Source organism: Geodermatophilus sp. SYSU D00697 (assembly GCF_054050175.1).
This window is the reverse complement of record NZ_JBJGYV010000002.1, coordinates 204,517-230,968: the sequence shown is the minus strand read 5'-3', so window position 1 is coordinate 230,968 and position 26,452 is coordinate 204,517. Positions and strand designations below refer to the sequence as shown.

The 26,452-nt window shown below is 74.1% G+C and carries 27 protein-coding genes and 3 pseudogenes; 15 read left to right on the top strand and 15 right to left on the bottom strand.

Going from position 1 to position 26,452, the window contains the following annotated elements:
• The 8 genes and pseudogenes from ACI79C_RS03075 to ACI79C_RS03040 all read left to right on the top strand — a co-directional run bounded on the left by ACI79C_RS03075 (nucleotide 1) and on the right by ACI79C_RS03040 (nucleotide 6,767).
• Nucleotides 1-642: a hypothetical protein gene (locus ACI79C_RS03075; protein WP_456944134.1), complete on the top strand. Its 642-nt coding sequence runs from the start codon at nucleotides 1-3 to the stop codon at nucleotides 640-642.
• Between the two features lie 272 nt (nucleotides 643-914).
• Nucleotides 915-1,919, top strand: a complete 1,005-nt coding sequence (locus ACI79C_RS03070; protein ID WP_456944133.1) for a DUF3048 domain-containing protein — start codon at nucleotides 915-917, stop codon at nucleotides 1,917-1,919.
• Nucleotides 1,920-2,203: 284 nt separating this feature from the next.
• Nucleotides 2,204-2,473 (top strand): annotated as a pseudogene (locus ACI79C_RS03065) (nuclease-related domain-containing protein); the annotation flags it as partial.
• Between the two features lie 206 nt (nucleotides 2,474-2,679).
• Entirely contained in the window at nucleotides 2,680-3,831 is a 1,152-nt protein-coding gene (locus ACI79C_RS03060; protein ID WP_456944132.1) for an ATP-binding domain-containing protein, read from the top strand.
• Between the two features lie 28 nt (nucleotides 3,832-3,859).
• Complete coding sequence (locus tag ACI79C_RS03055; protein WP_456944131.1) at nucleotides 3,860-4,561, top strand: 8-oxoguanine DNA glycosylase OGG fold protein; 702 nt, start codon at nucleotides 3,860-3,862, stop codon at nucleotides 4,559-4,561.
• Nucleotides 4,558-5,007, top strand: coding sequence for a hypothetical protein (locus ACI79C_RS03050; RefSeq protein WP_456944130.1), 450 nt, complete (start codon nucleotides 4,558-4,560; stop codon nucleotides 5,005-5,007). The genes ACI79C_RS03055 and ACI79C_RS03050 overlap by 4 nt, the downstream gene beginning before the upstream one ends.
• 4 nt (nucleotides 5,008-5,011) lie before the next feature.
• Nucleotides 5,012-5,473 (top strand): annotated as a pseudogene (locus tag ACI79C_RS03045) (nuclease-related domain-containing protein); the annotation flags it as partial.
• A gap of 409 nt (nucleotides 5,474-5,882) precedes the next feature.
• The gene (locus ACI79C_RS03040; RefSeq protein WP_456944129.1) at nucleotides 5,883-6,767 is read left to right on the top strand and encodes a right-handed parallel beta-helix repeat-containing protein; all 885 of its coding nucleotides are present in this window, start codon (nucleotides 5,883-5,885) and stop codon (nucleotides 6,765-6,767) included.
• Nucleotides 6,768-6,895: 128 nt separating this feature from the next.
• Here ACI79C_RS03040 and ACI79C_RS03035 read toward each other — a convergent pair whose 3' ends face one another.
• From ACI79C_RS03035 to ACI79C_RS03005, 7 genes are all read right to left on the bottom strand, one after another.
• Complete coding sequence (locus ACI79C_RS03035) at nucleotides 6,896-9,307, bottom strand: flippase-like domain-containing protein (protein ID WP_456944128.1); 2,412 nt, start codon at nucleotides 9,305-9,307, stop codon at nucleotides 6,896-6,898.
• Between the two features lie 168 nt (nucleotides 9,308-9,475).
• On the bottom strand, nucleotides 9,476-10,399 hold the full coding sequence (locus tag ACI79C_RS03030) for a CPBP family glutamic-type intramembrane protease (protein ID WP_456944127.1): 924 nt from the start codon (nucleotides 10,397-10,399) through the stop codon (nucleotides 9,476-9,478).
• Nucleotides 10,400-10,675: 276 nt separating this feature from the next.
• Nucleotides 10,676-11,182, bottom strand: coding sequence for a cupin domain-containing protein (locus ACI79C_RS03025; RefSeq protein ID WP_456944126.1), 507 nt, complete (start codon nucleotides 11,180-11,182; stop codon nucleotides 10,676-10,678).
• Between the two features lie 230 nt (nucleotides 11,183-11,412).
• The gene (locus ACI79C_RS03020) at nucleotides 11,413-11,814 is read right to left on the bottom strand and encodes a DUF6841 family protein (RefSeq protein ID WP_456944125.1); all 402 of its coding nucleotides are present in this window, start codon (nucleotides 11,812-11,814) and stop codon (nucleotides 11,413-11,415) included.
• 190 nt (nucleotides 11,815-12,004) lie between these two features.
• A complete protein-coding gene (locus ACI79C_RS03015; protein ID WP_456944124.1) occupies nucleotides 12,005-12,640 on the bottom strand; it encodes a hypothetical protein in 636 nt (211 codons plus the stop codon).
• Nucleotides 12,641-13,008: 368 nt separating this feature from the next.
• The gene (locus ACI79C_RS03010) at nucleotides 13,009-13,866 is read right to left on the bottom strand and encodes a class I SAM-dependent methyltransferase (protein ID WP_456944123.1); all 858 of its coding nucleotides are present in this window, start codon (nucleotides 13,864-13,866) and stop codon (nucleotides 13,009-13,011) included.
• Between the two features lie 134 nt (nucleotides 13,867-14,000).
• Nucleotides 14,001-15,647: a LuxR C-terminal-related transcriptional regulator gene (locus ACI79C_RS03005; RefSeq protein WP_456944122.1), complete on the bottom strand. Its 1,647-nt coding sequence runs from the start codon at nucleotides 15,645-15,647 to the stop codon at nucleotides 14,001-14,003.
• Nucleotides 15,648-15,983: 336 nt separating this feature from the next.
• On the opposite strand from ACI79C_RS03005, the gene ACI79C_RS03000 reads away from it, so the two are divergent.
• The 6 genes and pseudogenes from ACI79C_RS03000 to ACI79C_RS02975 form a co-directional block, all read left to right on the top strand.
• Entirely contained in the window at nucleotides 15,984-16,220 is a 237-nt protein-coding gene (locus tag ACI79C_RS03000; RefSeq protein WP_456944121.1) for a FitA-like ribbon-helix-helix domain-containing protein, read from the top strand.
• A complete protein-coding gene (locus ACI79C_RS02995; protein ID WP_456944120.1) occupies nucleotides 16,217-16,615 on the top strand; it encodes a type II toxin-antitoxin system VapC family toxin in 399 nt (132 codons plus the stop codon). The genes ACI79C_RS03000 and ACI79C_RS02995 overlap by 4 nt, the downstream gene beginning before the upstream one ends.
• A gap of 186 nt (nucleotides 16,616-16,801) precedes the next feature.
• Entirely contained in the window at nucleotides 16,802-17,110 is a 309-nt protein-coding gene (locus ACI79C_RS02990; RefSeq protein WP_456944119.1) for a DUF3303 domain-containing protein, read from the top strand.
• Between the two features lie 41 nt (nucleotides 17,111-17,151).
• Complete coding sequence (locus tag ACI79C_RS02985) at nucleotides 17,152-18,837, top strand: FAD-dependent oxidoreductase (protein WP_456944118.1); 1,686 nt, start codon at nucleotides 17,152-17,154, stop codon at nucleotides 18,835-18,837.
• A gap of 40 nt (nucleotides 18,838-18,877) precedes the next feature.
• Nucleotides 18,878-19,084: a ribbon-helix-helix protein, CopG family gene (locus ACI79C_RS02980; protein ID WP_456944117.1), complete on the top strand. Its 207-nt coding sequence runs from the start codon at nucleotides 18,878-18,880 to the stop codon at nucleotides 19,082-19,084.
• Nucleotides 19,048-19,269: pseudogene (locus ACI79C_RS02975) on the top strand (hypothetical protein); the annotation flags it as partial. The gene ACI79C_RS02980 and the pseudogene ACI79C_RS02975, both read left to right, overlap by 37 nt.
• Here the strand turns inward: ACI79C_RS02975 and ACI79C_RS02970 are convergent.
• The 3 genes from ACI79C_RS02970 to ACI79C_RS02960 form a co-directional block, all read right to left on the bottom strand.
• Complete coding sequence (locus tag ACI79C_RS02970) at nucleotides 19,258-20,229, bottom strand: carbohydrate kinase family protein (RefSeq protein WP_456944241.1); 972 nt, start codon at nucleotides 20,227-20,229, stop codon at nucleotides 19,258-19,260. The pseudogene ACI79C_RS02975 and the gene ACI79C_RS02970 overlap by 12 nt on opposite strands.
• 119 nt (nucleotides 20,230-20,348) lie before the next feature.
• Nucleotides 20,349-20,741: a type II toxin-antitoxin system VapC family toxin gene (locus ACI79C_RS02965; protein WP_456944116.1), complete on the bottom strand. Its 393-nt coding sequence runs from the start codon at nucleotides 20,739-20,741 to the stop codon at nucleotides 20,349-20,351.
• Nucleotides 20,738-20,959 (bottom strand): FitA-like ribbon-helix-helix domain-containing protein, encoded by a 222-nt coding sequence (locus ACI79C_RS02960; RefSeq protein ID WP_456944240.1) that lies wholly within the window; start codon nucleotides 20,957-20,959, stop codon nucleotides 20,738-20,740. The genes ACI79C_RS02965 and ACI79C_RS02960 overlap by 4 nt, the downstream gene beginning before the upstream one ends.
• 146 nt (nucleotides 20,960-21,105) lie before the next feature.
• Between ACI79C_RS02960 and ACI79C_RS02955 the strand changes: the two genes are divergently transcribed.
• Nucleotides 21,106-21,708 carry a hypothetical protein gene (locus ACI79C_RS02955; protein WP_456944115.1) on the top strand — a complete coding sequence of 201 codons (603 nt, stop codon included), beginning with the start codon at nucleotides 21,106-21,108 and terminating at the stop codon, nucleotides 21,706-21,708.
• 7 nt (nucleotides 21,709-21,715) lie between these two features.
• Here the strand turns inward: ACI79C_RS02955 and ACI79C_RS02950 are convergent, their stop codons facing one another.
• The 5 genes from ACI79C_RS02950 to ACI79C_RS02930 are packed head-to-tail and all read right to left on the bottom strand — an operon-like array spanning nucleotide 21,716 to nucleotide 26,442.
• The gene (locus tag ACI79C_RS02950) at nucleotides 21,716-22,234 is read right to left on the bottom strand and encodes an HAD domain-containing protein (RefSeq protein ID WP_456944114.1); all 519 of its coding nucleotides are present in this window, start codon (nucleotides 22,232-22,234) and stop codon (nucleotides 21,716-21,718) included.
• A complete protein-coding gene (locus ACI79C_RS02945) occupies nucleotides 22,231-23,265 on the bottom strand; it encodes an NAD(P)-dependent alcohol dehydrogenase (RefSeq protein WP_456944113.1) in 1,035 nt (344 codons plus the stop codon). Before ACI79C_RS02945 ends, ACI79C_RS02950 begins: the two co-directional genes overlap by 4 nt.
• 50 nt (nucleotides 23,266-23,315) lie before the next feature.
• On the bottom strand, nucleotides 23,316-24,218 hold the full coding sequence (locus ACI79C_RS02940; protein ID WP_456944112.1) for an HpcH/HpaI aldolase/citrate lyase family protein: 903 nt from the start codon (nucleotides 24,216-24,218) through the stop codon (nucleotides 23,316-23,318).
• Nucleotides 24,215-25,480, bottom strand: a complete 1,266-nt coding sequence (locus ACI79C_RS02935) for a CaiB/BaiF CoA transferase family protein (RefSeq protein ID WP_456944111.1) — start codon at nucleotides 25,478-25,480, stop codon at nucleotides 24,215-24,217. Before ACI79C_RS02935 ends, ACI79C_RS02940 begins: the two co-directional genes overlap by 4 nt.
• On the bottom strand, nucleotides 25,477-26,442 hold the full coding sequence (locus ACI79C_RS02930) for a LysR substrate-binding domain-containing protein (protein ID WP_456944239.1): 966 nt from the start codon (nucleotides 26,440-26,442) through the stop codon (nucleotides 25,477-25,479). Before ACI79C_RS02930 ends, ACI79C_RS02935 begins: the two co-directional genes overlap by 4 nt.
• Between the last annotated feature and the right edge of the window lie 10 nt (nucleotides 26,443-26,452).

The window sequence follows — 26,452 nt, the reverse complement described above, 5'->3', positions numbered from 1 at the left end:
ATGGCGGAGCCGGTCGGCGTCCAGGTGGGGCGTGGCTGCCCGCAGTGCGGGCGGGAGGACTCGGTCCCGCTGCGGTGGGGCCTGCCCGCGGTCGAGGACATGCGGCTCGCCGAGCGCGGTGTGGTCGCGCTCGGCGGCTGCATGCTGCCCGAGGAGGAGCCTGCCTTCACGTGCCGGTCGTGCGGGCTCGAGTGGGGGCACGAGGGCGACCCGACCACCGACGAGCAGGCGCTGGCCGATCTGCTGGGCGTCGGGTACGTCGACGTCGTCCGTGCACTCGGCACCGGGTGGCGGCGGGAGGGCACCGGCGAGGACCTGGTGCAGTGGTTCGTCAGCGGCGAGCCGGCGCAGGTGGCTGTCGGCGTCGAGGGGCCGTGGTTCGTGCTGGCCCGTCCGCTGACCCGCTGGGGTGAGCGGACGGAGTTGCAGCCGGCCGATCGGCGCGAGTTCAGCCGCGACGACCTGCTCTGGACTCCGGAGGTCGTCGCTGAGGCGGCTGAGGCCATCGCCGCGCGGCGGCGCCGCTCGTTCCGCTGGTGCCGCTCCTGCCGCCGTGCCCATGCGCCCGAGTGGTTCGTCGGTGCGTCGGCGACCTGCCGGCGCTGCGCGTCGGTGTTCGGCGACGCGAGGGTCCTGGGGTGATGGCCGCGCCGTCCCGCCGTGGCCACGTGCCAGACAGGGGCGAGCGTGCCGATACAGAGGAGGCACCACCCCGCTGACCCAGGAGTCCCGCCGTGCCCAGGTCCACCGCGGCCCGGCCGCGCTCCGGGTCGACGAGGGGTGTCCGCACGACGAGGGGCGCCCGCACCACGAGCAGCGCGCGCCCCCCGAAGCGCACGCCGGCGAAGCGGAAGCCGGTGAAGGGGTGCCCCCGCAGGAAACCCAGACGGGGCCTCCGAGCCGCCCTGCTCGTCGTGCTGGTGGCGGCCGGCGTCGTCGCCTGGCCGACGCTGCGGCAGCACCTGTCCGCGGTGCCGTTCCTCGACTCGGTCGTCTCCGCCCTCTCGCCGCCGTCCGCGCCCACCTGGCCGCTGACCGGCGTCCCGGCCGACGCGGTCGCCGACCGGCCGGCGCTCGCGGTGAAGATCGAGAACTCTGTCGACGCCCGGCCGCAGACCGGGCTGGACGCCGCTGACGTGGTGTGGGAGCAGGTGGTCGAGGGCGGGATCACCCGGTTCGTCGCCGTCTACCACTCCGCCCTGCCGCCCGAGGTCGGCCCGGTGCGCTCGATCCGGCCGATGGACGCCGCGATCGCCGCACCGCTCGGCGGACTGCTCGCGTTCTCCGGGGGCGTGCAGACCTACGTCACCGCGGCTCAGGACGCGGGACTGCAGGTGCTCAGCCAGGACACGGGCGCCGACGGCTTCTCCCGGACCTCGACCCGCGCGGCGCCGCACAACGTCTACGCGGTGCCGCAGACCCTCGTCGACCAGGCTGACGCCGCCCACCGCGCCGCACCCGGCGTCCAGCTCGACCACGCCGCGGACGGCCTTCCCACCGCCGTCGCCGCGGGGCAGCCGGCGACGAGTCTGGATCTCACGCTGTCCGGGGTCAGCTCCCCCCGGTGGGAGTGGAGCGCGGCGGACGGCCGCTGGCTGCGTAGCGAGGGGAGCACCCTGGCCGTCGAGGCGGACGGTCGGCGGATCGGTGCCACCAACGTCGTCGTGCTGCGCGTCGACGTCGTCGCGACCCAGGCCCGGGACCCGGCGGGCAACCCCGTCCCGGAGACCATCCTGACCGGCACCGGCCGAGCCCTCGTCGCCTCCGGCGGGCACACGGTCGAGGCCACCTGGTCCAAGCCCGGGATCGGTGACCGGGTGAGCCTGACCGGAGCGGACGGCGACCCGGTGGCGCTGGCGCCCGGGAGCACGTGGGTCGAGCTGGTCCCCAACGGCGGTGGCGCGGTCGCCACCCGCTGACCACGCGGACGGCGACGCTGACAGGCCCCTCGGGCGCTCTGTCGACCGCAGCTCCGCCGCGAGCGTGCGGCTCGACGGCCTCGTCCGGGCGCCGGAGGCCCAGGACGGGCGGTACCGGTGGCCCTGGGGCGGGTGGGATGGATGCGGACGCCATCCGTCCGAAACGCCGGGGTTCCGGCCGGCCCCGTGTCATCGTCCGTCGGACGCCGTACCGGAGGGACCGCCGTACAGCGCGGCTGTGAGCACAGAGGAGTCGTCGTGACCGTTGACGCGGAGACGCGCCCGTGACGGCGCGCGTCTTCCCCGACGAGCCGCAGTTCGCCTCGGCGTCCGAGGAGCTGTTCGTCCGGACGCTGCAGGAGCAGCTGCCCGACGACGCCGTCCTCTTCTGCAACGTGCGCTTCAGCGACCGGACGGAGGACCGCGAGGCCGACCTGATCGTCGCCTGGCCCGGTGTGGGCGTCGCCGTCGTCGAGGTCAAGGGCGGCAGCGTGTCGCTGCAGGGCGGGGAGTGGCGCCAGGTCGGCGACGGCGTCGACCGCGAGATCCACCCGGTCGACCAGGCCACCGCCTGCAAGTACCTGCTGTGCGACTACCTCGCCGAGCACCCCCGCTGGACCGCCGGCCGCCCGCGCCTGGCGCACCTCGTCGCCCTGCCGGCCACCACGCTGCCGGCCGCCTTCCGCGCGCCGGGGCTCGCCCGGTGGATGGCCATCGACAAGACGGACGTGTCGCACGCGTCCGCGCGGCGCTGGAGCAGGTGCGCGACGAGCCGGATCCCCCCACCGCCGAGGACGTCGCGGACCTCGTCGACTGCCTCGCCGGCACGGCGATCCCGCAGCAGCACCTGGTGGCCTGGCTCGCCGAGCGCGAGGCCGCATGCGAGCTGCTCACCCGGGACCAGGCCAGGGTCCTGGACATGCTGGCCGCGTTCTCGCGGGTCGAGATCCGGGGTGGCGCCGGCTCCGGCAAGACCTGGCTCGCCGTCGAGAAGGCCCGCCGGCTCGCCGCCGAGGGCAAGCGGGTGGCGCTCATGTGCTACTCGCGGGGCCTGGCGGAGTTCCTCAAGCGCCGGGTCGAGGGCCTGCCGAAGCGGCAGCGGCCGGACTACGTCGGCACCTTCCACAACCTCGGCATCGGCTGGGGCGTCCCGCCCGGCTCGGACGACGACAGCGGGTACTGGGAGGAGTTCCTGCCGGCGCGCATGGTGTCGCTGGCCGCCGACCTCCCGCCGGAGCAGCGCTTCGACGCGATCGTCATCGACGAGGGCCAGGACTTCGCCGACAGCTGGTGGGACGCCGTGCTCGCGGCCCTGCGCGACCCGGACGCGGGCTCGCTCTACGTCTTCGCCGACGAGGGGCAGCGGGTGTTCGCGCGGCAGGGCCGGCCCTCGGTCGACCTCGTGCCGATCCCGCTCACCGAGAACCTGCGCAACACCAAGCAGATCGCCGGCACCTTCTCCAGCCTGGCGCCCGAGCAGATGCGGATCCGTGGTCTGCCCGGCGTGCCGGTGCGCTTCGTCCAGTGCTCTCCGGAGGACGCGGTCGACGTGGCCGACGGCGTGGCCAGCGCGCTGCTCGAGGAGGAGGACTGGCCCCCGGAGGCGGTCGCGCTGCTGACCACCCACCGGCGGCACCCGGTCCAGGTGGAGCGGCAGTCCGGCGGCCAGGACGCCTACTGGGCCACCTACTGGGAGGACGACGACCTCTTCTACGGGCACGTGCTCGGGTTCAAGGGGCTCGAGCGGCCGGCCGTCGTCCTGGCGGTCAACGGCTTCCGCGACGAGGCGCGTGCCCGGGAGATGTTGTACGTCGGGCTGTCCCGGGCGCGCGACCTGCTCGTCGTCTGCGGCGACCTGGAGCAGATCCGCCGGGTCGGCGGCGAGGCCGTCGCCCGGCGGCTCAGCCCGTGACACGACTCGCCCGAGTTGAGGAGTCCGAGTGAAGGAACCGTGCGCCCTGCCTCTGCCCGACTGGCTGGCCGAGGCGGTCCGGACGACGCCCGCCAGCACCGTGCTGGACCAGACCGTCGACGTGCCACCCCAGTGGTGGGGAGGAGCGCTCGAGAGCCGCGGACTGGCCGATGAGTGCTTCGAGGCGCCCCACGACCAACTCACCCGTGCGCAGCTGTTCGAGCTCGGGAAGCAGGCCACCGATTCCGCGGAGGACGCGAGGCGCCTGCTGTGGGCGACCCTTGCGTGGGGGACCGGTCGGCGACACAGGAACAACCGCGCCCGCATCAGCGCCGTCACCACGTCGCTCGACGCTCGGAGCGAGAGACTGCGCAAGGCCGCGGAGCTCGGACGAACCGATCCCGAGACGGCTTACCTGGAGTTGCGCCCTCACTGGAACGCCGTGCCGTACCTCGGGCCGCCCTTCTTCACGAAGTTCCTGTACTTCGCGGGCGGGGGTAGTTCCTCCCACCGTTGTCTGATCCTCGATTCGATGGTGGCACGGAGTCTGCGCCGGCACTGCGGATGGGCGTCCCTCACCGGCCGCTACGCCTGGTCCTCCGGCGACTACGCCGCCTACTGCGACCTCCTGGTCTGCTGGTCGGCACAGCTGTCCGACGCGACCGCCGGGAGCCTCGTCACCCCAGACCGCCTCGAGTACGCCCTCTTCCAGCGGGGGAGGGCCGAGTGAGCGCTCCGGACATCACCTTCGTGGCCTCGGACGACCGGGTGACCCGACGTGAGCGACGCCGACGGTCCGACCACCGGCAGCACGTGCTCCGGTTGCGGGCCGGAACCGACCGGCGCGGCCGGCCCCTCGGCAACCACCTGCGGCCCGACCACTGGCGGTCCAGCTTCCTCAGCCAGGAAGCCGCCGAGTACGCCAGGACACGGGCCGACGAGGTGGTGCACCGTGAGGGGGGTCAGCTGCGTCAGGCCCGCATCTTCACCGACATGCTGAGCTGTCGCGCTGGAGTCAGGACTTCCGGAAGCGTCACCTCGGCGGCTGACGCCCCGGGCCTGAGCGCAGGGTCACCGTCGCACCCCAGCGTCACCCGGCCCGGCGCCGCAGTGCCCCGACCGGGGGCGCAGTCTCCGCCCGCCGCTGCCCCGCGGAGCGCCGACACCGCAGGGTGACGACGTGCTCGACAGCGACCCGGCAGCCCAGGACCTGGCGAGCCGGCGTGCCGGGGATGCCGCGAGAGCACGGGCCGAGGCTGCCCGAGCTGCCGCTCCCGTCCGCTCGGTGCTGGCCTGCTTCGTGGGCGTCCACACCGACGAGCGCGCGTGGAGACTCGGCGCCGAGGGTGAGGTGGCCGTCGGAGCCCAGCTCGACAGGCTGATGCGCCGAGACCCGCGCTGGCGCTGCCTGCACGCGGTGCCGGTCGGCGAGCGAGGCTCGGACATCGACCACCTCGTCATCGGACCCGCCGGTGTCTTCACCCTCAACGCGAAGAAGCACCCAGGTGCCCGCATCTGGACGGCCGGCGACGTGCTCCTGGTGTCCGGCGTGCGCCATCCCTACATCCGCAACAGTCGCCACGAGGCCGAGCGAGCGGGCCGGCTGCTGACCGAGGCGTGTGGCTTCCCGGTCGAGGTCACGGGGGTGGTCGTTCCGGTCGACGCAGCCGACCTGGTCGTGAAGAGACCGGCTGAGGACGTGGCGGTGGTCAACCGCCGGCGTATCCGGCGCTGGTTGAGCACGCGTCCCGAGGTGCTCCCCGAGCTCGGTCGTCGAGGTCATCCACGAGCGTGCACGCCGACCCGGCACCTGGGGCTGCTGAGCCGGTCAGCGACGACCATTCCTGGTCACTGGCGGGACGGCTGTGGCTGCAGCGAGCGCCGCCTCCGCGAGCCGTCCGTGATGGCGCAGCAACCCTCGGTAGCGTCCGCGCCATCCGAGGGGACCGGGCTCGACCGACGCCGGTCACCCCCTCCGGGCCTGGGCGTCCTCGCCGCCGCAGCAGGCAGGCCGCGAGCACCGGACTCGATCACTCGACACAGGGACTCAGATGACGACCAAGCGCGCACGTGCAGCACTACTGACCGCCGGCCTGACCGCGGGGGTCGTGGCCCTCGGTGGCGTGGTGTCCCCGGCCGGGGCTGCCGAGCCGACGACGGTCTGCGCCACCGGCTGCGACCACACCACGATCCAGGCGGCGGTGAACGCGGCCGAGGCCGGCGACCACATCACCGTGAGCGGCCACCTCACCGTCAGCGGCACGACCACCATCAACAAGGACGTCACCGTCACCGGTCTGGACGGCGCCACGGTCACCCAGACCGCGACCGCCATCACGTTCCTCATCAACGGCGCCGGCGCCACGCTCTCCGACCTCACGATCACGAGCGACAAGCCGTACGCCCGCGAGTTCGTGCAGATCGGCGCCAACGACGTCACGCTCGACGGCAACACCATCTACGGTCCGGAACAGACGACGCCGATGGACAAGTGGGTGAGCAACCGGGGCTTCGTCACGCAGGGCTCGATCACAGGCTTCTCCGCGACCGGCAACACGATCCACTCGATGCGCTCGGGTGCCTACCTGAACCCCCGGAGCGGCGGCACGATCAGCGACAACACGCTGTACGACACCAAGGGCGACTTCCTGATCGACAACGCCGACTTCACCTTCGTCGGCAACCGCCCGGGCGACCTGACCGCGCGGAGTGAGTGGACCTTCGTCGTGTTCCCCACCACGGACCCGGCCCTCTACACGGACCTCGCTGCCCTCAGCCAGGCCAACCACGGCATGACCGTCGTGGACCAGCGGACCGGTGAGTCCTACGTCGTGCCTCTGACGGCCGACGACTGCAAGGACGGCGGCTATAAGGACCTCGACCCCGGTTTCAGGAACCAGGGTCAGTGCGTCAAGTCCGTCACCGCGCGGAAGTAGGCGCCGCACGCTGATGGACCAGAGGGGCCCCGTGCGATCCGCCGGGGCCCCTCTCCCGTCCCGCGACACGCGTGCCGGCACGAGATGACGCATCGGAGGCACTAGACCCCTATGGCGTCCGCCTCGCCCTAGACGAACTCCGACCGGCGGAGCCAGATGAATGCGGCCCAGCCGGGCAGGATCGGCAGCCAGAAGGTCGCGATCCGGTACAGGAAGACCGCCGGGACGGCGATCGTGTGATCCATCCCGGCGGCCACCAGCCCGGCGATCAGCGCGACCTCCACGGCACCGAGGCCGCCGGGCGTCGGGGCTGCGGCCCCCACCGCAGCGCCGACGAGGTAGACGGCGCCCACGGTGGCCAGGCCGACGTCCCCGCCGAAGGCGCGCGTGGACAAGTAGAGGCAGAGCATGTAGCCGAGGGTGATGACGGCCGAGCCGCCCAGCAGCAGCGCGACCTTCCCCGGCTTCCGCAGCGCGGAGCCGAGCCCGTCGACCGAGCGGCGCACCACCGGGACCAACCGGGTTCCCAGCCGCCGTCGGACGGCCGACCAGGCCAGCATCACCGCAGCCAGGGCGAGCACGGCCAGGACGCCCCAGAGGAAGACCTGCGGGTCCGGCAGCCGGAGTGAGCCGAAGGCCGAGGTGCCGGCCCAGACGGCGAACACCACCATCAGGAAGACGTGGACGACGGATCCGGCCACGTAGTCCAGGCCGACCGCCGAGGTGGCCACCGCCGGGTCGACGCCGCTCCGCTGCAGGTAGCGCACCTGCAGGGCCATGCCGCCGAGGCCGGCCGGTGCCAGCTTGGACGCGAACGAGGAGGCGAGCTGCGCGACGAACGTGGGCAGGGCGCGCAGCCGGCCGGGGACGGCGCCGGCCAGGCTCAGGGCGGCGCCTGCGTAGGTCAGCGCGGACGTCGCCAGGATGGCCGGTGCCCAGGCCCAGTCGGCCTCGCGGACGCGGGCGATCATGCCGGGCACGTCGCCGAACTGGGGCGCGAGCAGGTAGGTGGCGACGACCAGCAGGACGACGGTGAGGACCGTCTTGGGGTGGACGCGTTCCAGGTCGGCCAGCCGCGGCTCCGGGACCCCGCACCGCTGCGCCACGGTCGCCCGCAGCTGTCCCACGAGCTGCTTGCGGGAGTGGAGGGCGTCCCGCGTGGCGCCGCTGAACGAGTTGGGCTGCAGCCGGGGCAGCGCCGCGGCCACCGCCTCGGGCCCCAGCTCGGCGATCGCGGCGTCGACGGTGGGCTCGACCCCGACCTGCAGCGCCAGCGCGACGAGGAGCTGGGCGACGTCCGCGTCGAGGAGCGGCGGAGCGGCGGCCACCTCGCTGAAGCCCCAGTCGATGAGCCACGGACGACCCTCCTCGTCGAGGAGGACGTTGGCGCGGCGCAGGTCGCGGTGGGCGACGGAGTGGCGCCGCAGCACGGCCACCTGCTGCCAGATCCCGTGCAGGACCGCCGTCGTCACGGCGTCGTCCGGCAGCCGGTCGAGGGTCGTGCCGTCGATGAGGTCGTGGGACAGCAGGAAGGAGTCACGCCCCACCGGCGCGATCGTCCGCAGCCGCGGCGTCCGCACGCCGGCGTCCCGGGTGAGCAGCGACACCAGCGCCTCGTGCTCGACGGTCCGGCGCAGCGAGGAGAACGGGCGCTCGTCCCCGACGTTCTTGAGCCGGACGAACCGCCACGCCCGGAACAGCAGGTCGGCGGCCCGGTTGTCCGCGCCCATCACCTTGGCGAAGACGGAGCTGCCGTCCCGCAGGGTGGCCACGTAGGGGACCGAGCCGCGGGCGTCGACCGAGGCCGGCTGCAGGTGCGCCACCGGGAGGCCACCGCCGGTCAGCGCGGCGGCGACCGCACCCGCTGTCGGCCGGGTGCTGGGCCGGCCGAGCAGCAGGAGCGTCCCGGAGCCCGCGAGCGGCCCGAGGAGTAGCGCGAGCACCAGCGCGGCGGGGAACGTGACCGGCACCAGCAGCCGCAGCAGCGTGACCACCGCCAGCAGCACCGCCCCGGCCCGCCGCCACCGGCGGGACACGAACGGCGCGAGGACGACGAACGAGGCCGCGACCACCGCCAGGCCGTCCACGGTCAGCGTGCCGTCGACCGCACCTCGTCGCGCGTCCTCCCGGTCGACCGCCCACTCGGCGCCACGCAGGAGCGCCACGGCGAGCACGCCGCCGACGAGGAGGTGACCGAACAACCGGTGGTGGCGGGTCACGAGCGGGGCGACCCACGCCGCGGTGACCGCCGCCAGCAGGAGCAGGCCGGCCGTCCCGACCAGGACCCGCTCGGCGGCCGGCGTCAGGAAGGACAACCGCCCGGCGAGGTCGTCGTCCAGCGACGTGACCGCGTCGCGCGACCACCGGGCGAGGGCGACGAGCACCAGGCCGACGACGGCGAAGACGACGGTGCGGAGGACGTCGCTCGGGGACCGGACGTAGCCGGTGACCTCCTCCTCGGTGTGGTCACCCACCACCGGGGCGGTGCTGCCCGGCTGCGTCGGCCGGGCGACCGTTGTGCCGGGACGCGTCCGCGCCATGCCGACCACCTCCTCGGCCGTGTCACCCGAGCCCTCGGCGTGGGAGGTGGACGGGTGCGGCGGGCACCGAGGGTAGGGGTGCACGTGCCGCGGCGGGCCACCCTCGACGCGGTGATCCCCCCGATGCCGGCCGCCCCCTGGCGGTACTCCGCGCACCGGTCTGCGGGGTCAACTCCTGCCTCTCGTCGGCTCAGGGTGGGTCGGGGCCGGGCTCGGGGGAGCCGGTGGTGCGACCCACTGTGCCGCGGCCGCCCTCTCGGCTTCCCGTCCGATCGGGCGGTCCTGCGGCCGGTGGATCCGGCGGCCGGCGGCCAGCAGGGCGGTGAGCAGCGCGAGAGCGGTCACCATCTGCCACGACCAGTCGCCGCCCTGCACCGCCTCGATCTTCTGGGCGGCGTTCCAGGAGGCGTGCTGGACGCCGACCGCGAGGATGCTGCCGCCGGTGTCCAGCAGGTGCATGCCGACCAGGTACCGGGCGACGAGCGCGGTCAGGAACAGGAACCCGATGCTGGCGAGCAGCCGGAACGCGCTCGGGTTCCCTGCGAACTGGAGCGGCAGGTGGATGGCCGCGAAGAAGACCGCGGTGAGCAGGGAGGCGGTCATCAGGCCGTGCCGGGCCATCCACCGGGACTGGACGAAGCCGGCCCAGGCGGTCTCCTCCCACAGGTTGAGGCTGAGCGCGCCGAAGACCAGCGTGTTGAACAGGTACCAGCCGATCTCGGCGGCCCAGCCGCGCTCGGGACTGGTCAGCGTCCCGGAGACGGCAGCCAGCGCCACGGTCAGGACCGGCACCCCGAAGAGGACGATCGCCCAGCGCCAGGCACCGAACCGCCACTGCACCACCCGGGACAGCAGCTTCCTCACGCCGGCCGGGCCGTCGGCCAGCCAGGTGACCAGGAGCGCACCGCCGAACAGGGCGACGAAGACCAGCAGCAGGAGGAAGGGCGCCTGCGGGATGCCGACCAGGAGCGGGATGACCAGTCCCGGCACTGCGATGGCGAACGCGAGCAGCAGGAAGGCGGTGAGGGGGTGACGTCGGGCGAGGGTCCCCCGGTGCTCGGCACCCCTCGGGGACGGAGCGGCACGGGTCATGACTGCTCCTTGGCGCCAGGCTCCGTAGGAACGCGACTGCTGCCTCGTCGGTGAGCGTGGACCCGTGGTCCTGGGCGGACAAGGGGTTCAGGAACTGCGCCGACCAGGTGACCGCATCGGGGTCGCTCCCGCGAGACCAGGGTCCGCGGCATCGAGATCCCTGACCGTCACCCCGGTCGCGCCGACGCCGGCCGCCGGCAGGCATGGGGACGGCTGTGGTCCCGACGGGTCCTCGGCACGACGCGACGAACTCGGCAGGGAGTGTTCCCGCACGGGTCAGGACGTCAGGCCGTGGCGCTCGATGATCCGCTGCGTCCCGTCGGGATCGGCATCGCACTGGTAGGGGGCGGCCATCTCGGCGAGCTGCTCCGGCGTCGGGGGTTCGGCCAGGCCGCCGAGCCAGCGGAAGAACTGCTCGAGCCCCGCGGGGGAGATGAGCTCGAGCACCGCGGCCGGCTCCTCACCTGCGTTCCAGGAGGTGTGCCACTGGTTCCGCGGCTTGAAGACCAGATCACCGGGCCCGGCGACCACTTCGTCCTCCCCGAGGATCGCGCCGATGCGCCCCGACAGCACGAAGGTGTACTCGTCCTCCCGGTGGTGACGGTGCAGCGGGGCGGCCAGTGCCCGGGGCGCGAACAGGTGCTGGACGAGGGCGAACCGGCCGTCGGAATCCTCGCCGTCGATCATGAACCGGTCACGGACCCCGGCGGGGTCGCCCATGACCACGCCGTCCGCGGCCCTGAGGATGCGCGGCGTAGAGGAGGCCGCTGGCCGGTCGTCCATCGTCGTCTCCTCGATGGCAGGCGGGCGAGCACGGTACTGCCGAGGCATCCCGGATGGCGGCCGGGCGCGCGCGGCCGGACGACACGGACGCAGGAAGGCTGATCCGGCCTCGTCAGGCGCTGAGTTCGGCAGCAAGGGGTGATCCGGGTGGGGAAGTCGTCAGCGCCTCCCGGCTCTGCGCGCACGCCGTGCCGTGCGCGCAGATCGGCGTCCGGTTCTCACGAGCACAGTCAGGGAACGGAGTGGACGACGAGCGCGGAGATCCGGCGTCCCTCTGGCCGGTCGGTGATCAGGTAGGTCACCTCAAGCCGAGAGATCTCGCTACCGTCCGCGCGTAGGCGCACGAACCTGGCCCGGTGACCGGCGCAGCTGTCGTTGAGTACGACCGTCGTCGCGTCGAGCTCCTCGGTCCGGTCATACCCGGCCGCCCGCATGCCGTCCACCTGCTGACGTGCCATCGCGAGAACCTCGGCCTCGTCGGTCAGCGCCGTCGTTCCCGCGTCAGTGCTGATGAGGAACGGAACGCCGTAGTGGAGGAGCAGCCGCTGAACGTCGTCGGTGTCTCCCCGCCCCAGCGCGATGAAGTCGCTCAGGTAGGCCCCGAACCACTCCCTGACTCCGTGCTCGTCCACGCCTCGATGGTGTCGGCGGCCGCTCTCTCGGGTCCAGACCTTTGTGCTAGCCGGCGCGTCGTTGTGCCTCAACCGCCGGGAAGCAGGGGTGCGGCGAGCGATGCAACGCTCGGTCCTCCGACCCCAGGCCCGGGACGCGCAGCGACCCGGACGGCTTTCCCACCCCTTTCGCCCCTTGCTGCCGAACTCATCAGGCGCTGACCTCCTCGTGGGTGTTGACCCCGGGGATGCGCCGCACCGACCCCCAGCCGAACCGCGCCCACACGACCAGCAACCCGGCGCCGACGAGCGAGCCGAGCGTGTCGCGCAAGAGGTCGCCGTTGGTGTCGTCGTTGTCCTCCGACAGGTCCGTCCCGAACCAGACGTCCGACCGCCACTCGAACAGCTCCCACAGCGCCCCGACCGCGATGCCCAGCGCCGCGGTCACCACGCCGATCCCGATGTAGTGCTGCAGGTGCGTCTCGTCACGCGGGTCCGGCACGACCTCCACCCGGGCGAGGGCGATGTAGATGACCGGCGCGGTGAGCATGGGCAGCGTGAAGTGCACCAGGTCGTCGAAGCGGACGAACTCGTCGTACAGGCCGAGCGTCTCGCCGAACCCCTGCAGTGCCATGCCGAGGGTCAGCGACAGGTCGTAGAGCCGCGGCAGGTTGACCAGCCGCGCGATGAGCGTGATGCCGCCGAGCGCGGCCAGCAGGGCAGCCGACCCCCACTCTCCACTGGCCGCGTACACGACCGCTCCACCCAGGATGACCAGCCGGAGGACGTCGATGCCGTCTCGGATGATCGGCGTCCAGTCGCCCAGGAGCAGCGTCCGCGCGTCCACCCCCGCTCCGTACCCGTCTCCCCGTGCACGTTGCACGGGATGGGCGGGCCGTGCGCCGGGCGACTGGTGGTCGTCGACGTCGAGGGTGACCGAGGGAGACAGGCGGTGGTCGCGGTTGCTCGGGCTCTGAGTGCTGTGGCACCCAGAGCCCGAGCAACCGGGCGGCGGTAGGGGAGCCCGCATCGGGCGAGGCCGTGGCGGTCATGGCGCTGCGCCTCGTCCTCGCCGTGTTGGTCCCTCCGTTCCGCCGCGGGGAGCGGGCCGTGTTCGGAGGCTGATGCGGCGACGGACGAGGTCCGGCGCTCGACCCCTCGAGGCGCACCCGGGGGCGTGCCGCGGAACCTCCGGCGGCGTCGAGTCGCCGGTCCTCACGCGGTCCCGATGCCGATGTTCAGCGGAGCGGTGAGCACGGCTGGGCCCGTGCCCTGCGAGCGCCGACGGAGCACGTCGTCGAGGACCCGCCGCACGTCGGCCTGCTGCTCCGACGTGAGGTCACCGACGATCGTCCCGGCGATCGGGTTGCTGCCCAGCATCCAGTTCCACAACTGCTGTCCCGAACCGATCTCGAGTCGTTCCTCGTGGGCGGTGTCCACGGTGACGTCCCTCAGGCCGGCGTCGGTCAGCCGCCGGTGGAGCACGTCGGGGTCGGCCACCTGGAACTCCAGGGGCGGGGGATCGTCAGGCAGTCCCTCGATGCCGGGGTCCACGGCCTGCAGCGCGGCGAGGAAGACCTGCAGGGCCTGGAACTCCGCCGGTGCCCCGTACGCGATCAGCAGGACCCGTCCTCCTGGGCGCGTCACGCGGACCATCTCCTGCAGGGCCAGCGCCTGGTCGGGCACGAGCATGACGCCGAACTGGGATCCGGTGACGTCGAAGACGCCGTCCTCGAGGTCGAGCGCGTGGGCGTCCATCACGCGACCCTGGGCGTTGGTGAGCCCCTCCTGCCGGACCCGTGCCCGGAACCGTTCGATCATGGCCGGGGACCAGTCCGTGGCCACGACCTCGGCGCCGAGGCGCGCGGCGGGCAGACTCAGGCCGCCCGGCCCTGCCGCGACGTCCAGGAACCGGTCGCCCGGTCGCAGGCCGGCGAGGTCGAGAGCTGCCTGCGCGATCGACTTCTCGCCGGGTGCGACGAACACGTCGTACCCCGCTGCGATCGCGTCCCAGGCCTCCGGTGGTGCCACGTCGTGGTCGGTGGCCGTCGCTGTTCCGTGGTCGGTGGGCATGGCTGCGTCCTCGATGTCGTGCGTGCCGGCGAGCTGTGGTGTCTCGGCGTCGGCTGATGGCGAAGCTAGGACGACGCAAGCCGTCGCCGCATCGGGCAGATCACCGAGATCGAGGTCCGCGGGGGTCAGTGGTCCTACCGAGCGAGTGGGTGCACCAGGTCGTGCTCGTAGGCATAGGCCGTGGCAGCCGAACGGGACGACAACCCGAGCTTCGTGAAGATGCTGCCCACGTGGGTGGCGACCGTCTTCTCGCTGATGAACAGCTCGGTCGCGATGGCCCGGTTCGTCCTGCCCGTCGCGAGCAACGTCAGCACCTGCACCTCCCGAGCAGTCAGCCCGCCCGGCGCACGCTGCGTCGCCTGCGGCGACAGTGCTGCCACCGAGGCCAGGTCGGGTCCCGCCCCGAGGCCCCGGAACACCGACCGTGCCGCGTCCAGCTCCATCTGCGCGCCGGCCTCGTCCCCTGACGAGCGGCAGGCCACGCCCATCAGCACTCGTGCACGCGCCGCCTCGTACGGCGCCTCCAGCTCATACCACGCCGTCACCGCGCGGCGGAGCGCCGTCACGGCGGCGCGCGGGACCCCCTCGGCCAGGCGGACCGCGCCGGTCGCGTGCAGGGTCAGGGCGCGAAGCCAGGGCGTCCCCCACGCGGACGCGAGCGCCGACAGCTCGTCGACCGCTGCCTGCGCGGCGGCCACGTCGCCACCGGCGAGCACGATCTCGACGTACGGGCCCAGCAGCCTCGACCGCGAGACCGGGTCCTCGGCCTCGTCCAGGGCGGTGCGCACGGCGGCGACGGCTTCGGCCACGCGGCCCTGAGCCAGCCGCAGCTGGGCCAGACCGGGTTCCGGCTGCCGTCCCCATCGATGGGCCTGCCGGTACGCCTCCTCCGCTTCGGCGAGCTCACCCCGGAGCCGGTGGAGCTCGGCCCGCACGTAGCACGCGGCGCCCAGGACCGGCTGACCGGTGGGTCGGACGAGCCGGTCGAAGGCCCGCTGCACCTCGATGCCGGCGTCCGGCCACGCCCCGTGCAGCAGCATGAGCTCGGCACGGTGCACCAGGCACTGGCCGCGGTACAGCACGAGCTGCGGCTGCGCCTCGCACCAGCGGCTGAGCGCCGCAGTCCACTCCCGGGCTCGGCGCACGTCGAAGACCTGCTGGCACCCCTCGATCACCGTGCAGTACAGGTCGCCGACCGCCGGCGGCGAGACCTCCTGCGCCGTCACCGCCACCATGGCGTCGTCGAGCAGTGCCATGCCCTCGGCGACCTGTCCCAGGAGGATGAGGCAGCGGCCTCGACCGACCCGGGCGAGCGCTCCGAGCTGGGGATCGTGGAACCGGTCACCGACGTCAGCGGCCTCGGCGAACCCGACTGCGGCGCCGGCCGGATCTCCCTCGAAGGCCGAGCGGAGAGCGGTGGCCCAGCGGAGGTACCCCCGTTCCACGCAGTCCCCGGCGCTCTCGTCCAGCAGCCGCTGCGCCCGGTGGACCCACCCGCCGCCGCGGGCCAGTTCTCCCTTGTTCAGCAGGATGAAGGCCGACCAGAACGCGCAACGGCCGGCACGGGCGACGTCGCCGAGCCGGAGGCAGAGGTGGTGGGCTCGCGCCCAGACGTCGACGCTGTCCTCGTCCCTGCCGATCAGGAACGCGGCGACGGCGAGCCGCTCCAGGTCCTCCAGCTCGAGCGGTGCCTCGGACTCCGCGGCCGACAACTGCGACCACGCCTCTGCCCATGCCCGCCGTCCGAAGGACTCACGGCCCCGCTCGACCGCACCGACCACCCGCTCAGTCTCGCGCTTCCGAGGCGGCGGCTGACCGCTGCAGGTCCTGGCTCGTCAGACCCCGACGGCGGCCAGCTGCGCGACCGGTGGCCCCGCGGGCCAGCTCCAGCGCCTGCGCGCTGGTGGCAGCGGTCCGGGCGTCGTCTACGCCCTCCACCTCACGCACCAGCAGACGACCTCGGCAGGGGCATCTCGGGGACGGACGCAGCCATGGCGCGCAGGACCCAGCCGATCGCAGCGGGGATCCCCGGGCACGCCGACCGGCGGGCAGGGCGGACTCGGCCTGGATGGGCGATGGGAGCATCAGATTGCTGCTCCTGCTGCTATTCTGCATGCATGCCGGTGTCGATGACCATCCGCGACGTCCCTGACGAGACGCGCGACGAGCTGGCCGCCCGCGCCGCCCGCGCGGGTCAGTCGCTGCAGGAGTACGTGCGCGCCCAGTTGACCGAGCTGGCCAGGCGACCGAGCCCTGATCTCCTGTGGGACCGGGTGGAGCACCGCGTGCGCGCCACCGGCACCCGGCTGCCGGCGGCGGAGATCCTCGAGCTGCGCGACTCCGACCGCGCGTGACCATCGTCGTCGACTCCTCCGCGGTGGTCGCCGCGCTCCTGGACGACGGCTCGGACGGCGCGTGGGCGCGAGCAGGGCTGCGTGGCAACGTCCTGGCCGCGCCCGCTCACCTGTACGTCGAGGTGTCCGACGTGCTCCGGCGCGCGGTCCTCGCCCAGCGCCTCGGGCGGGACGCGGCGGCACTGGCCCACCGCGACCTCGTGGACCTGCCCGTGACGGTCTTCCCGTTCGAACCGCTCGGCGACCGCGTCTGGGAGCTGCACCCCACGGTCACCGCCTACGACGCCGCGTTCGTCGCGCTCGCCGAGGAGCTGGACGCGCCGCTGTGGACCCTCGATCGCAGGCTGGTCGACGCGCCGGGTCCACGGTGCGCGTTCCTCACCCCGAACCGCTGAGCCGTGTCCGCGCGGCTCCGCCCCCGTCGCTGAGCCATGTCGACTCACAGACCGCCGTCGTCACTCCGTCGGGTCATCCGAGGTGTCGACCGGCTGAACGGCTGCCGAAGCGCCGTCGCACGCCTTGCGCCGCCGCGGCGCGGTCGGAGAACCTCCTCGTCCGGAACGTCCGAGGGGGAGAGCGGCATGCGGTACGTCGTCACGTGGCAGGACCGGCCGACGGGGTCGGTCGAGGAGTACGCAGCCGCGCACGAGCGCATCCTCGACGTCCTCACCCGCGAGCTGCCGGCGAGCCTCCGGCTACGGGAGGCCGTGGTGCGGCTCGGCGACCTCGGCGGTCACGCCGTGATCGAGGCCGACGAGCCGAGTGACCTGCACTCCCTCACCGCCGTCTCCGCGCCGTTCAACGTCACGGTCGCGCCGGTCGTGGACGCCGTCGCCGCCGGGCAGCGCCACCCCGAACCGCAGGACGCACTGCAGCGCACAGGGTCCTAGGCACCTGGCGACCGGATGCGCCCGCTCCTACGGTTCGCGGCGTGCCCGGCAACCCCACCGCGCCGGCCGGCACGAGCGCGCCCCTGCTCGTCGCCGTCGACGACGACCCCGGCCTGCTCGCCGACGTCGAGCGCGAGCTGCGCAACCGCTACGCCTCCGACTACCGCGTCTGCTGCCTGAGCTCGGCGGACGACGCCCGCCACACGCTGGAGGAGCTCGCGGCAGACGGTTCGGAGGTCGCCCTGGTGCTCGCCGCCGAGGAGCTCGCCGGCGCGCCGGGCACCGAGCTGCTGGCGAGCGTGCCCAACCTGTTCCCGCACGCCCAGCGGGCCCTGCTCCTCCCGTGGGTCCACGTGGGGGACCCGGCCACCGGCGACGCCGTCTTCGAGGCCATCGCCCGCGGCCGCATCGACCAGTACCTGATGCGACCGGCACCGCCACCCGACGAGCTGTTCCACCAGGCGGTCTCCACCTTCCTGCTCCGGTGGGCCGAGGCGCAGCGCCGCGCGCCGTACACGATCGACGTGGTCGGCGAGACCTGGTCCGGCCGGGCGTACGAGCTGCGCGAGAAGCTCGAACGGTGCGCGATGCCGCACCGGTTCTGCCTGGCCGGCTCCGAGGAGGGGCGCACGCTCCTCGCAGATGCGGTCCCGCGGCGGTTCCCGCTCATGGTCATGCCGACCGGGAAGGTCGTGGAGGACCCCAGTGACGTGGACATCGCGAGATCCGCGGGAACGGCGGTCGACCCGGATCGGGACCAGTACGACCTGGTGATCGTCGGCTGCGGGCCGGCCGGGCTGTCCGCCGGGGTCTACGGCGCCTCCGAGGGGCTGCGCACCATCGTCATCGACTCGGGCGCGCTCGGCGGGCAGGCCACGGCGAGCTCGTCGATCCGCAACTACCTCGGTTTCCCCCGCGGGGTCAGCGGCGCGGACCTGGCCCGCCGGGCCTACGAGCAGGCGTGGGTCTTCGGGGCCCGCTTCGCGTTCATGCAGCAGGTGACGCACCTGGCGCGGGAGGACGACGGCATCGTCGTGTCCCTGAACACGGGCGGGGTCCTGGTGGCCGGCGCCGTCGTCCTGGCGACCGGCGCCAGCTACGTCCGCCTCGGCGTCGAGCCGCTGGAGCAGCTGCGCGGTGCCGGCGTCTACTACGGCGCCGCCGCCTCGGAGGCGTCGCTGGTGGCGGGGGAGGAGGTCTACATCGTCGGGGGCGCGAACTCCGCCGGGCAGGCCGCCGTCCACCTGGCCCACTACGCCAAGCGCGTGACGCTCGTGGTGCGCGCCGAGTCGCTCGCCGCCGGGATGTCGCACTACCTGGTCCGCCAGGTCGAGGAGACCCCGAACATCGAGGTCCGGACGGCGACCGAGGTCGTCGACGGCGGAGGCGACGGCCGGCTGGAGCACCTGGTGCTGCGCGACCGCGCGACCGGGGCGCGGGAGACGGTCGACGCCTTCGCCCTCTTCCTGATGATCGGGGCCCGCCCGCACACCGAGTGGCTGCCCCCGACCATCGAGCGCGACGACGCCGGCTTCATCCTGACCGGGACGGACCTCAGTGCCGAGGCGCTGCGGGCGTTCGGGCGCCCGCCGGTTCCGCTGGAGACCAGCATCCCGGGGGTCCTCGCGGCCGGGGACGTCCGGCACGGGTCGGTCAAGCGCGTGGCCTCGGCCGTCGGCGAGGGGTCGATCGCGATCCAGCAGGTCCACCGCCTGCTGGCGACGTGACCGGGACGCCGTGCGGTATCAGCATGATACCATCGACGCCATGGCGCTGACGCTGCGGACCGACGACGAGCTCGAGAAGGCACTCACGGCGCTCGCCGCCGCAGAAGGAACGTCGCGGCAGGAGGTCATCCGGCGCGCCGTCCTCGAGCGGTACGAGCGCAGCGGTCACGCCGCGCGGGTCCAGGAGAGCTCGGCCCGGCTGATGGAGAAGTGGGGCGACGTGCTCCACCGGCTGGGCACGGTGTGAGCGAGGTCGAGCACCTCGATCTCGACGACCTCCTCGGCCTCGTCCGGGCCCTGCGTACCGGTCCTGTCCGCGACGTGGGCCTGCTCGACTCCGCCGCTGCGCGACCCGGGACCCACGTCTACGGGCAGGAGGCCTACCCGACGCTGCCGTTGAAGGCCGCCGCGCTGCTGCACTCACTCGCGCGGAACCACTCGCTGGTCGACGGCAACAAGCGGCTCGGCTGGCTGGCCACCGTCGTGTTCCTGGACCTCAACGGCTCCGCACCGGACCTGACCGACGACGCCGCCTTCCAGCTGGTCATGGACGTGGCCGCCGGCTCCGCCGACGTCGAGGAGATCGCCGACCGGCTCCGGGTCGTGCCTCGCTGACCCGAGGTCAGGACGGCGGCTGCGCGCCCACCACCCCGGCGACGACCCCAGCCGCCGCGTGCCCCTGCGGACGGCGTCGACCACGTCCGCCCCGTCCCGCCAGCCGGCCAGGACACCGGCGGCGAAGGCGTCCCCGCAGCCGGTGGTGTCCCGCAGCTCCGGCACGGGCTCGACCGCCACCTCGTCGACGCCGGCCCGGGTGACCACGCGCGTCGGCCGGGCACCCGCGTGCACCAGCACCAGCTCCGGCGCCCACCCCGGCAGGTCGCCGTCCAGCCCCAGCACCGAGGCCTCGTCCGCGTTGCTGAACAGGACCTCCGCCCGCAGTCCGGCGAGCAGCTCGACGTACCGGTCGGTCCCGAACCGCCGTACCCGCGCGGCCGCCGCCACGTCGACGCTGACCGGCACGCCTGCCTCGTGCGCCAGCGACGCCGCGGCTCGCTGCGCGTCCGGGAAGCGCAGCAGGTCGTAGCCGTCCAGGTGGACGACGGCGGCATCGGCCGGCCAGATGAGCGGTACGTCGGCCGGCTCGAGCCCGCCCTCCCCGCGGTCGGCGAGCAGCGTGCGTTCGCCGTCCGGGTGCGCCAGCACGGTGGTCAGCGGCGTCCGGCCGCGGCGCACCACCGCCGTCCCGACCCCGCGCCCGTCCAGCGCGGCCAGCAACCCGTCGGCGACCGGGTCGGCACCCGCCCAGCCCACCAGCCGCGCGGGCACGCCCAGCCGGGCCAGGTTCGCGGTCACGTTGGCCGGCGCGCCGCCCGCCGTCGTCGTCCGCACGACCCGCTGCTGCCCGCCGACGACCAGCGGCTCGGACAGCTCCAGCACCTGGTCGGCCACCAGCTTGCCCAGCGCCACCACCGGGCCCGTGCCTGCCGGGCGGGGCCAGAGCGGCACGTTCACGAGATGGCCACGACCGGGCAGCGGACGCCGGTCGCGCGGGCCAGTCGGGTGTCGGCCGTCAGCAGGGACGCGCCGAGCAGTTCGGCCAGCGCGACGTAGACGGCGTCGTGGGCGCTGACCGTGTCCCGGAGGTCCAGTGCGCGGTCGAGGAGCGGGTCGTGTGCGTGGCGTGCGACCGCCAGGTCGCGCAGGTCGCGGAGGGAGGACCGTGCGGCATCGATCGTCAGCCGGCCGGAGCGGACCCACCGGCGGATGGCCGACGTCGCCTCCACGTCGAGCAGGTGGGGAGCGTGGGCCTCCTCGGACCGCAGCGCGTCCCGGGCGGCGTCTGCGGTCGGCCCGCTCACCAGGAGAGCCGCCACGACGGCCGACGCATCGGGGACGATCACCGGTCCGGGCGGTCGGCGTGGATCGTCGCCACCAGTTCCGACACCGACAGGTCCAGCCGTCGGGAGGCGGAACGGGCGAGGACCTCCTCGACGGTCGGGCGGGCAGCCACGCGTTCGAGCTCCCGCAGCACGTACTCGGAGAGCGACAGCCCGGCCGCCGCCGCTCGCCGGGTCAGCTCCGCGTGGACGTCGTCCGGTACGTGACGGACCTGCAGCATCTTGCTCACGCGGAGAACGCCACATGCGATCTGCATGTGCTGGCAGGAGTCAGATCCGTCGGGGGACCGCTCGTCGAGACGCGCAGACGACGGCCGCGGAGTGGGACGCTGGGGAGCCCCGCCCACCGCGGCCGAGGTGATCGCCGATGTCCCTGTCGTGCCCCGAGGAGCGACGGTGGCGGACGGCGCTGGCCTGCCTGGCGGCCTGCCTGCTGGCCGGGTGCACCGCCGCGGACGGCAGCGCGGCCGCGCCGAGCCCGGCGACCGCGCCCGACCCGCGCAACGCCACCTACCGAGTGACCTGCGACGAGATCGTCCCCGACGGTTTCCCGGCCGAGCTCGTGGACGGTGCCGCCCGGGTGCCCGCCGACCCGAGCCGGCCCCCGTACTACGACCACTACGACGTCCGGTTCGTCGCCGAGGCCCGGGGTGACGTCGACGGGGACGGCGGGCCCGACACCGTCGTCCTGCTGCAGTGCTCGCCGCAGCCGTCCAACGGGATCCTCGAGGAGGTGCAGGTGCTCGACGCCTCCGGCCGGCTGCTCGGCTCCCTGCCCAGCCCGCGCACGCTGCGGGAGGCGACGATCCTGGCGCCGCTCTACGACCCGGCCGGGTTGTCGGTGCAGGACGGCGACGTCGTCGCCGGGATGCGCGCCTACGCGCCGGAGGACTCCCGCGCCACCGGCCCGTCGGTCCCGCTCACCGTGCGCTGGCACTGGGACGGGCGCGACTTCGTCCGCGTCGCCTAGCGGCACCTCACAGCCACGCCTCGACCTCGTCGAGCTGGTCGTGGGTGAGCCCGCGCCACAGGTCCGGCGCGACCACCAGCACGTGCGGGTGGGCGGCCAGCCACTCGCCGGTGTCGTCGGCCTGCTCGGCGAGGTCGTCGTCGATCCAGACGATCCGCCGGTCCGGCTCCGCCTCGGCGACCGCCCGGGCGGCGTCCAGCTTCCACCAGCCCGACGCGCCGCCGAGCGGCCCGAGGAAGCCGGTCGGCGCGGCGTCCTCCCGGGCGTGGACCCGCAGCCCCCGCGGCAACCCCATCGGCTCGGCCAGCAGTTCGTCGGCGTGCGCCGCCCACGTGGTCAGCCACTGGATCTCCACCCGGGCCGACTGGTGCAGCTCCCGCAGCCGGGTGGTGATCGTCGGGTCCCACGACAGCACGAACCCGTTGAACGTCCCCCGCTGCCAGCCCTCGGGCAGGTCGGCGCACGCCGCGTTGAGCACGCCGTCGACGTCGAGCAGCAGGATCGGGACGTTCTCGGTCGCGGTCACGGGACGACGACGGCGCGGCCGCGCACCGTGCCCTCGTGCAGCTTCCGGTAGGCCGCGGGCGCCTCGTCCAGGGAGTAGCGCTCCACCTCGACGTGCACCGCGCCGGCCCGCGCGAGGTCGAGCACCTCCATCAGCTCCGGCCGGGTGCCCCAGTAGGGGGCCCGCACCGACGCCCCCATCGGCGTGGAGAAGAAGCCGGTCGGCAGCACCCCGCCGCCGATGCCGACGACCTGGACGACGCCGTCCATGGCCACCGACTTCCGGGCGACCTCCACGGTCGGCGCGGTGCCCACGAAGTCGAACACCGCCTGCGCGCCCACCCCGCCGGTCAGCTCGCGGATGGCCCCGACGGCCGAGGCATCCGACGGCAGGACACGGTGGGCGCCCACCTCCGAGGCCAGCGCCAGCTTCTCCTCGGAGATGTCGAGCGCGACGACGGTGGCGCCGGTGATCGCCCGCAGGATCTGGATGCCGACGTGCCCGAGCCCGCCGGCGCCGATCACCACGGCGGTGCTCCCTGCCCGCAGTGCCCCGAGGCTGGAGACGATCGCGTGGTACGGCGTCAGCCCGGCGTCGGTGAGCGACACGGTGGCCACCGGGTCCAGGTCACCGAGCGAGACGAGGTGCCGGACGTCGTCCACGATCAGGTACTCGGCCAGCGCGCCGGGCGCACCCAGCCCCGGCGGCCGGATCCCCAGCGCCGCGGCTCGCGGGCAGTAGTTCTCGGCCCCGCGCGCGCACTCGAGGCAGAGCCCGCAGCCCCACGGTCCGTAGACGGCGACGGACTCGCCCACGGCCACACCGGTGACGCCCTCGCCGAGCGCGTCCACGACCCCGGCGCCCTCGTGCCCCAGCGTCAGCGGCAGCCCGTAGACGTACTGCTCGGCGGGCAGGCCCATGACGAAGGAGTCGGAGTGGCACAGCCCGGCCGCGGTCACCCGCAACCGGACCTGCCCGGGGCCGGGCTCGGGCGTCGGGACCTCCACCACCTCGGGTTCACCGCCGATGGTCCGGTACTGCACGGCTCGCATGCGGACTCCTCCGTACTCGCGGTCGCCGTCCCGGTACCCAAGGGATGCCGTCAGGACCCCTGCTCGGGAACCTGCCCCCGCCCGGCGCGGGCGAGCAGGCGGCGGGCCCGCGTCGCCATCGGCGTGTCCACCATCCGGCCGTCGACCGACACCGCCGCCGTCCCCGCCCGCTCTCCCTCGGCGAGCGCGTCGAGCACCCGCTGGGCGTGCGCGACCTCCTCGGGCGCGGGGGAGAAGGCCTCGGTGAGCACCGGGACCTGCGCCGGGTGGATGCACAGGGCGCCGACGTAGCCGAAGGACCGTGCCGCCCGGGCGTCGCGGGCGAGCGCCGGCAGGTCCCGGAAGTTGGCGAGGCTGCGCATCAGCCCGTACGGGGCCAGGCCGTGCGCGCGGGCGGCGCACACCACCAGGCCGTGGGCCCAGCGCAGGTCGAACTGCTCGTCGGTCGGGTCGACCTCGAGCTCCGCGGCGAGGTCCTCGGTGCCCAGCATGAGCGCGGTCGTCCGTGCGCTCGCGCCGGCGACCTCGTCGATGCGCAGCAGCCCCCGCGGCGTCTCCACCAGCAGCTGCGCCTCGACCGAGCCCTCCGGTCGGCCGCAGCCGCGCTCGGCCGCGGTGACCAGCGCGTCGACCAGCCGCACCCGCTCGGGGTCCTCCGCCTTGGGGACGAGCACGCCGTCGGCGCCCGCGGTCACCGCCGCCTCGACGTCCCGGGCCAGGTCGGCGTCGGAGTTGACCCGCACCAGCACGTGCCCGCCGGGCAGGGACCGCACCGCGTCGGCCAGGCCGGCGCGGGCGTCGCTGCGCGCGCCCGCCGGGACGCTGTCCTCCAGGTCGAGGATGACCGCGTCCGCACCCGACGCCGCCGCCTTGGGCAGGAACGCCGGCTTGTTGGCGGGCACGAACAGCTGCGTGCGGCGGCGCAGCGCCGCCTCGCGGTCCGGCCGGGTCACACCGCGTCCTTCTGGTGGCTCGCCGGCACGGTGACCGGGCCGGTCGTGACGCCGGCCGCGCGCAGGGCCGCGAGCTGGTCGGGATCGAGGCCCAGGTCGGCGGCGAGGACGTCGTCGGTGTCGGCCCCCACGGCGGCGGGACCAGGGCGGCCGACGCGGGTGCCGCCGTCCTGGAAGGCGGGGTAGACGCCGGTCATGGCCAGCGGCCCGAGGTCGGGGTCGTCGACGGTGACGATCGACCCGCGGTGCCGGACCTGCGGGTTGTCGAGCATCGTCGCGACGCTCTCCAGCGGCCCGACGGCGCAGCCGCCCGCGGTGAGCTCGGCGATGGCGTCGTCCCGGTCCCGGGTGCGGCACCACCCGGCGATCAGCTGGTCGAGCTCCTGCACGTGCTGCACCCGGTCGGCGTTGGTGCGGAACCGCGGGTCCTCGACCAGCTCCTCGCCGCCGATGGTGCGCAGCACGTGCTGGGCCATCGGCTGGGTGCTGCCCGACAGCGCGATCCACAGCCCGTCCCGGCACTGGTAGCTGCCGCGCGGGGCGGCCGGCCCGTACCGGTTGCCGGTCCGGCCGTGCTCGTGCCCGGTCTGCTGGTACTCCAGCACGTTGATCTCGACCAGCTTCAGCGCGGCCTCGTAGATCGCCAGGTCGATGGTGTCGCCGGTCCCGGTGGCGTTGCGGCGCATCAGCGCGGCGAGCACGGCGGTGGCCCCGAGGTTGCCGGCCATGATGTCGGCGAGCGGATAGGCCGGCAGCAGCGGGGGACGGTCCTCGTACCCCGACACCGAGCCCAGCCCGGCCAGCGCCTCGGCGAGAGTGCCGAAGCCGGGCCGGTCGCGGTAGGGCCCGTCCTGGCCGTACGCCGTCACCCGCAGCACCACCAGCCGCGGGTTGGCCGCGCGCAGGTCGGCCGGGTCCAGGCCCCAGCGCTCCAGGGTGCCCGGACGGAAGTTCTCGACCAGGACGTCGAACTGGGGGATCCACCGCAGCACGAGGTCGCGGCCCTCGGGTCGGCGCAGGTCGAGGGCCACGGAGCGCTTGCCGCGCGACAGGGCCTTCCAGTACAGGCCCTGGCCCGCCACCTGCCGGCCGAAGCGGCGGACGAAGTCCCCGGTGCCGGGCATCTCGACCTTGACCACGTCGGCGCCGTAGTCGCCGAGGATCGTCGCGGCGGTGGGCGCGGCGATCATCGTGGACAGGTCGAGGACCCGGGTCCCCGCGAGCAGCGGCGTGCCGGTGTCGGGTGCGGTGCTGTGCGTCATGCGGTGTCGGCCTGTCCCATCTGGTGCGGCGGTGCGGAGGTGGTGCGGATGCCGGGCCAGGCGTGGCGGGCGGTCAGGTCCCTGACCGCGTCGACGACGGCGTCGCGCACGGCGACGACCGCGGCCCGGGGTTCGTAGAGGTCGGTCGAGAGGCAGACCGACACCCAGCGGCGCAGCTCGGGGTCGACGACCGGCCGCATCCGCAGCGGCGGGCCCGGGACCCCCTCGACGCTGGAGCGGGGCAGGATCGCGCACGCCGTCCCGGACTGCGCGATGCGCACCATCGCCGGCAGCGAGCCGACGTCGGCGACGACGTCGGGCACCAGGCCGTGGACGGCGAAGGCGCGCTCGACGAGGTCGCGCAGGTTGCTGCGTGCGCCGGGCGCGACGAGCGGGACGCCGGCGAGGTCGGGCACCCGCACGGGGTCGGGGTCCTCGTCCGGGTCGTCGGGGCGCGCGGCGCGGACCAGGAACAGCTCCTCGCGGTAGAGCACGACCTCGCCGGGACGCGGGCCGGCGTCCTCGCGGAACAGCACAGCGAGGTCGAGCCGGTGCCGGCCGAGGAGCTCGGCGACGTACCCGCTCATCGACTCGAAGACGTCCAGCCGGATCCCGGGGTGGCGCCGGCGGACCAGCGCGAACAGCTCGGGGGTGAGCAGGCCCGCGACGGTCGCGGGCAGGCCGACCACCACGGTGCCGCGCAGCTCCTCGCCGCCCGCCGCCAGGGCGCTGGTCAGCTGGTCGTGCCGGCGCACGAGCTCCTGGGCGCCGCGGTAGAACACCAGGCCCACCGCGGTCGGCTCGATCCCACGGGGGCCGCGCTCCAGCAGCCGGGTGCCGACCGCGGCCTCCAGCTGGGCCATGCGCTGGCTGACCGCCGGCTGGGAGATGCCCAGGACCGTCGCGGCGCGGGTGAAGCTGCCCGCGTCCACGACCGCGATGAAGTCGCGCATCTGGGTCATCTCCACGGCC

Excerpts from the sequence above, each read along its gene's own strand:
- ACI79C_RS03025 (WP_456944126.1), bottom strand. The coding sequence starts at position 11,182 with ATGGACGACCGGCCAGCGGCCTCCTCTACGCCGCGCATCCTCAGGGCC.
- ACI79C_RS03000 (WP_456944121.1), top strand. The coding sequence starts at position 15,984 with ATGCCGGTGTCGATGACCATCCGCGACGTCCCTGACGAGACGCGCGAC.
- ACI79C_RS02980 (WP_456944117.1), top strand. The coding sequence starts at position 18,878 with ATGGCGCTGACGCTGCGGACCGACGACGAGCTCGAGAAGGCACTCACG.
- ACI79C_RS02935 (WP_456944111.1), bottom strand. The coding sequence starts at position 25,480 with ATGACGCACAGCACCGCACCCGACACCGGCACGCCGCTGCTCGCGGGG.
- ACI79C_RS03075 (WP_456944134.1), top strand. The coding sequence starts at position 1 with ATGGCGGAGCCGGTCGGCGTCCAGGTGGGGCGTGGCTGCCCGCAGTGC.
- ACI79C_RS02930 (WP_456944239.1), bottom strand. The coding sequence starts at position 26,442 with ATGACCCAGATGCGCGACTTCATCGCGGTCGTGGACGCGGGCAGCTTC.
- ACI79C_RS03010 (WP_456944123.1), bottom strand. The coding sequence starts at position 13,866 with ATGCCCACCGACCACGGAACAGCGACGGCCACCGACCACGACGTGGCA.
- ACI79C_RS02990 (WP_456944119.1), top strand. The coding sequence starts at position 16,802 with ATGCGGTACGTCGTCACGTGGCAGGACCGGCCGACGGGGTCGGTCGAG.
- ACI79C_RS02945 (WP_456944113.1), bottom strand. The coding sequence starts at position 23,265 with ATGCGAGCCGTGCAGTACCGGACCATCGGCGGTGAACCCGAGGTGGTG.
- ACI79C_RS02955 (WP_456944115.1), top strand. The coding sequence starts at position 21,106 with ATGTCCCTGTCGTGCCCCGAGGAGCGACGGTGGCGGACGGCGCTGGCC.
- ACI79C_RS02960 (WP_456944240.1), bottom strand. The coding sequence starts at position 20,959 with ATGCTGCAGGTCCGTCACGTACCGGACGACGTCCACGCGGAGCTGACC.
- ACI79C_RS03035 (WP_456944128.1), bottom strand. The coding sequence starts at position 9,307 with ATGGCGCGGACGCGTCCCGGCACAACGGTCGCCCGGCCGACGCAGCCG.
- ACI79C_RS03030 (WP_456944127.1), bottom strand. The coding sequence starts at position 10,399 with ATGACCCGTGCCGCTCCGTCCCCGAGGGGTGCCGAGCACCGGGGGACC.
- ACI79C_RS03040 (WP_456944129.1), top strand. The coding sequence starts at position 5,883 with ATGACGACCAAGCGCGCACGTGCAGCACTACTGACCGCCGGCCTGACC.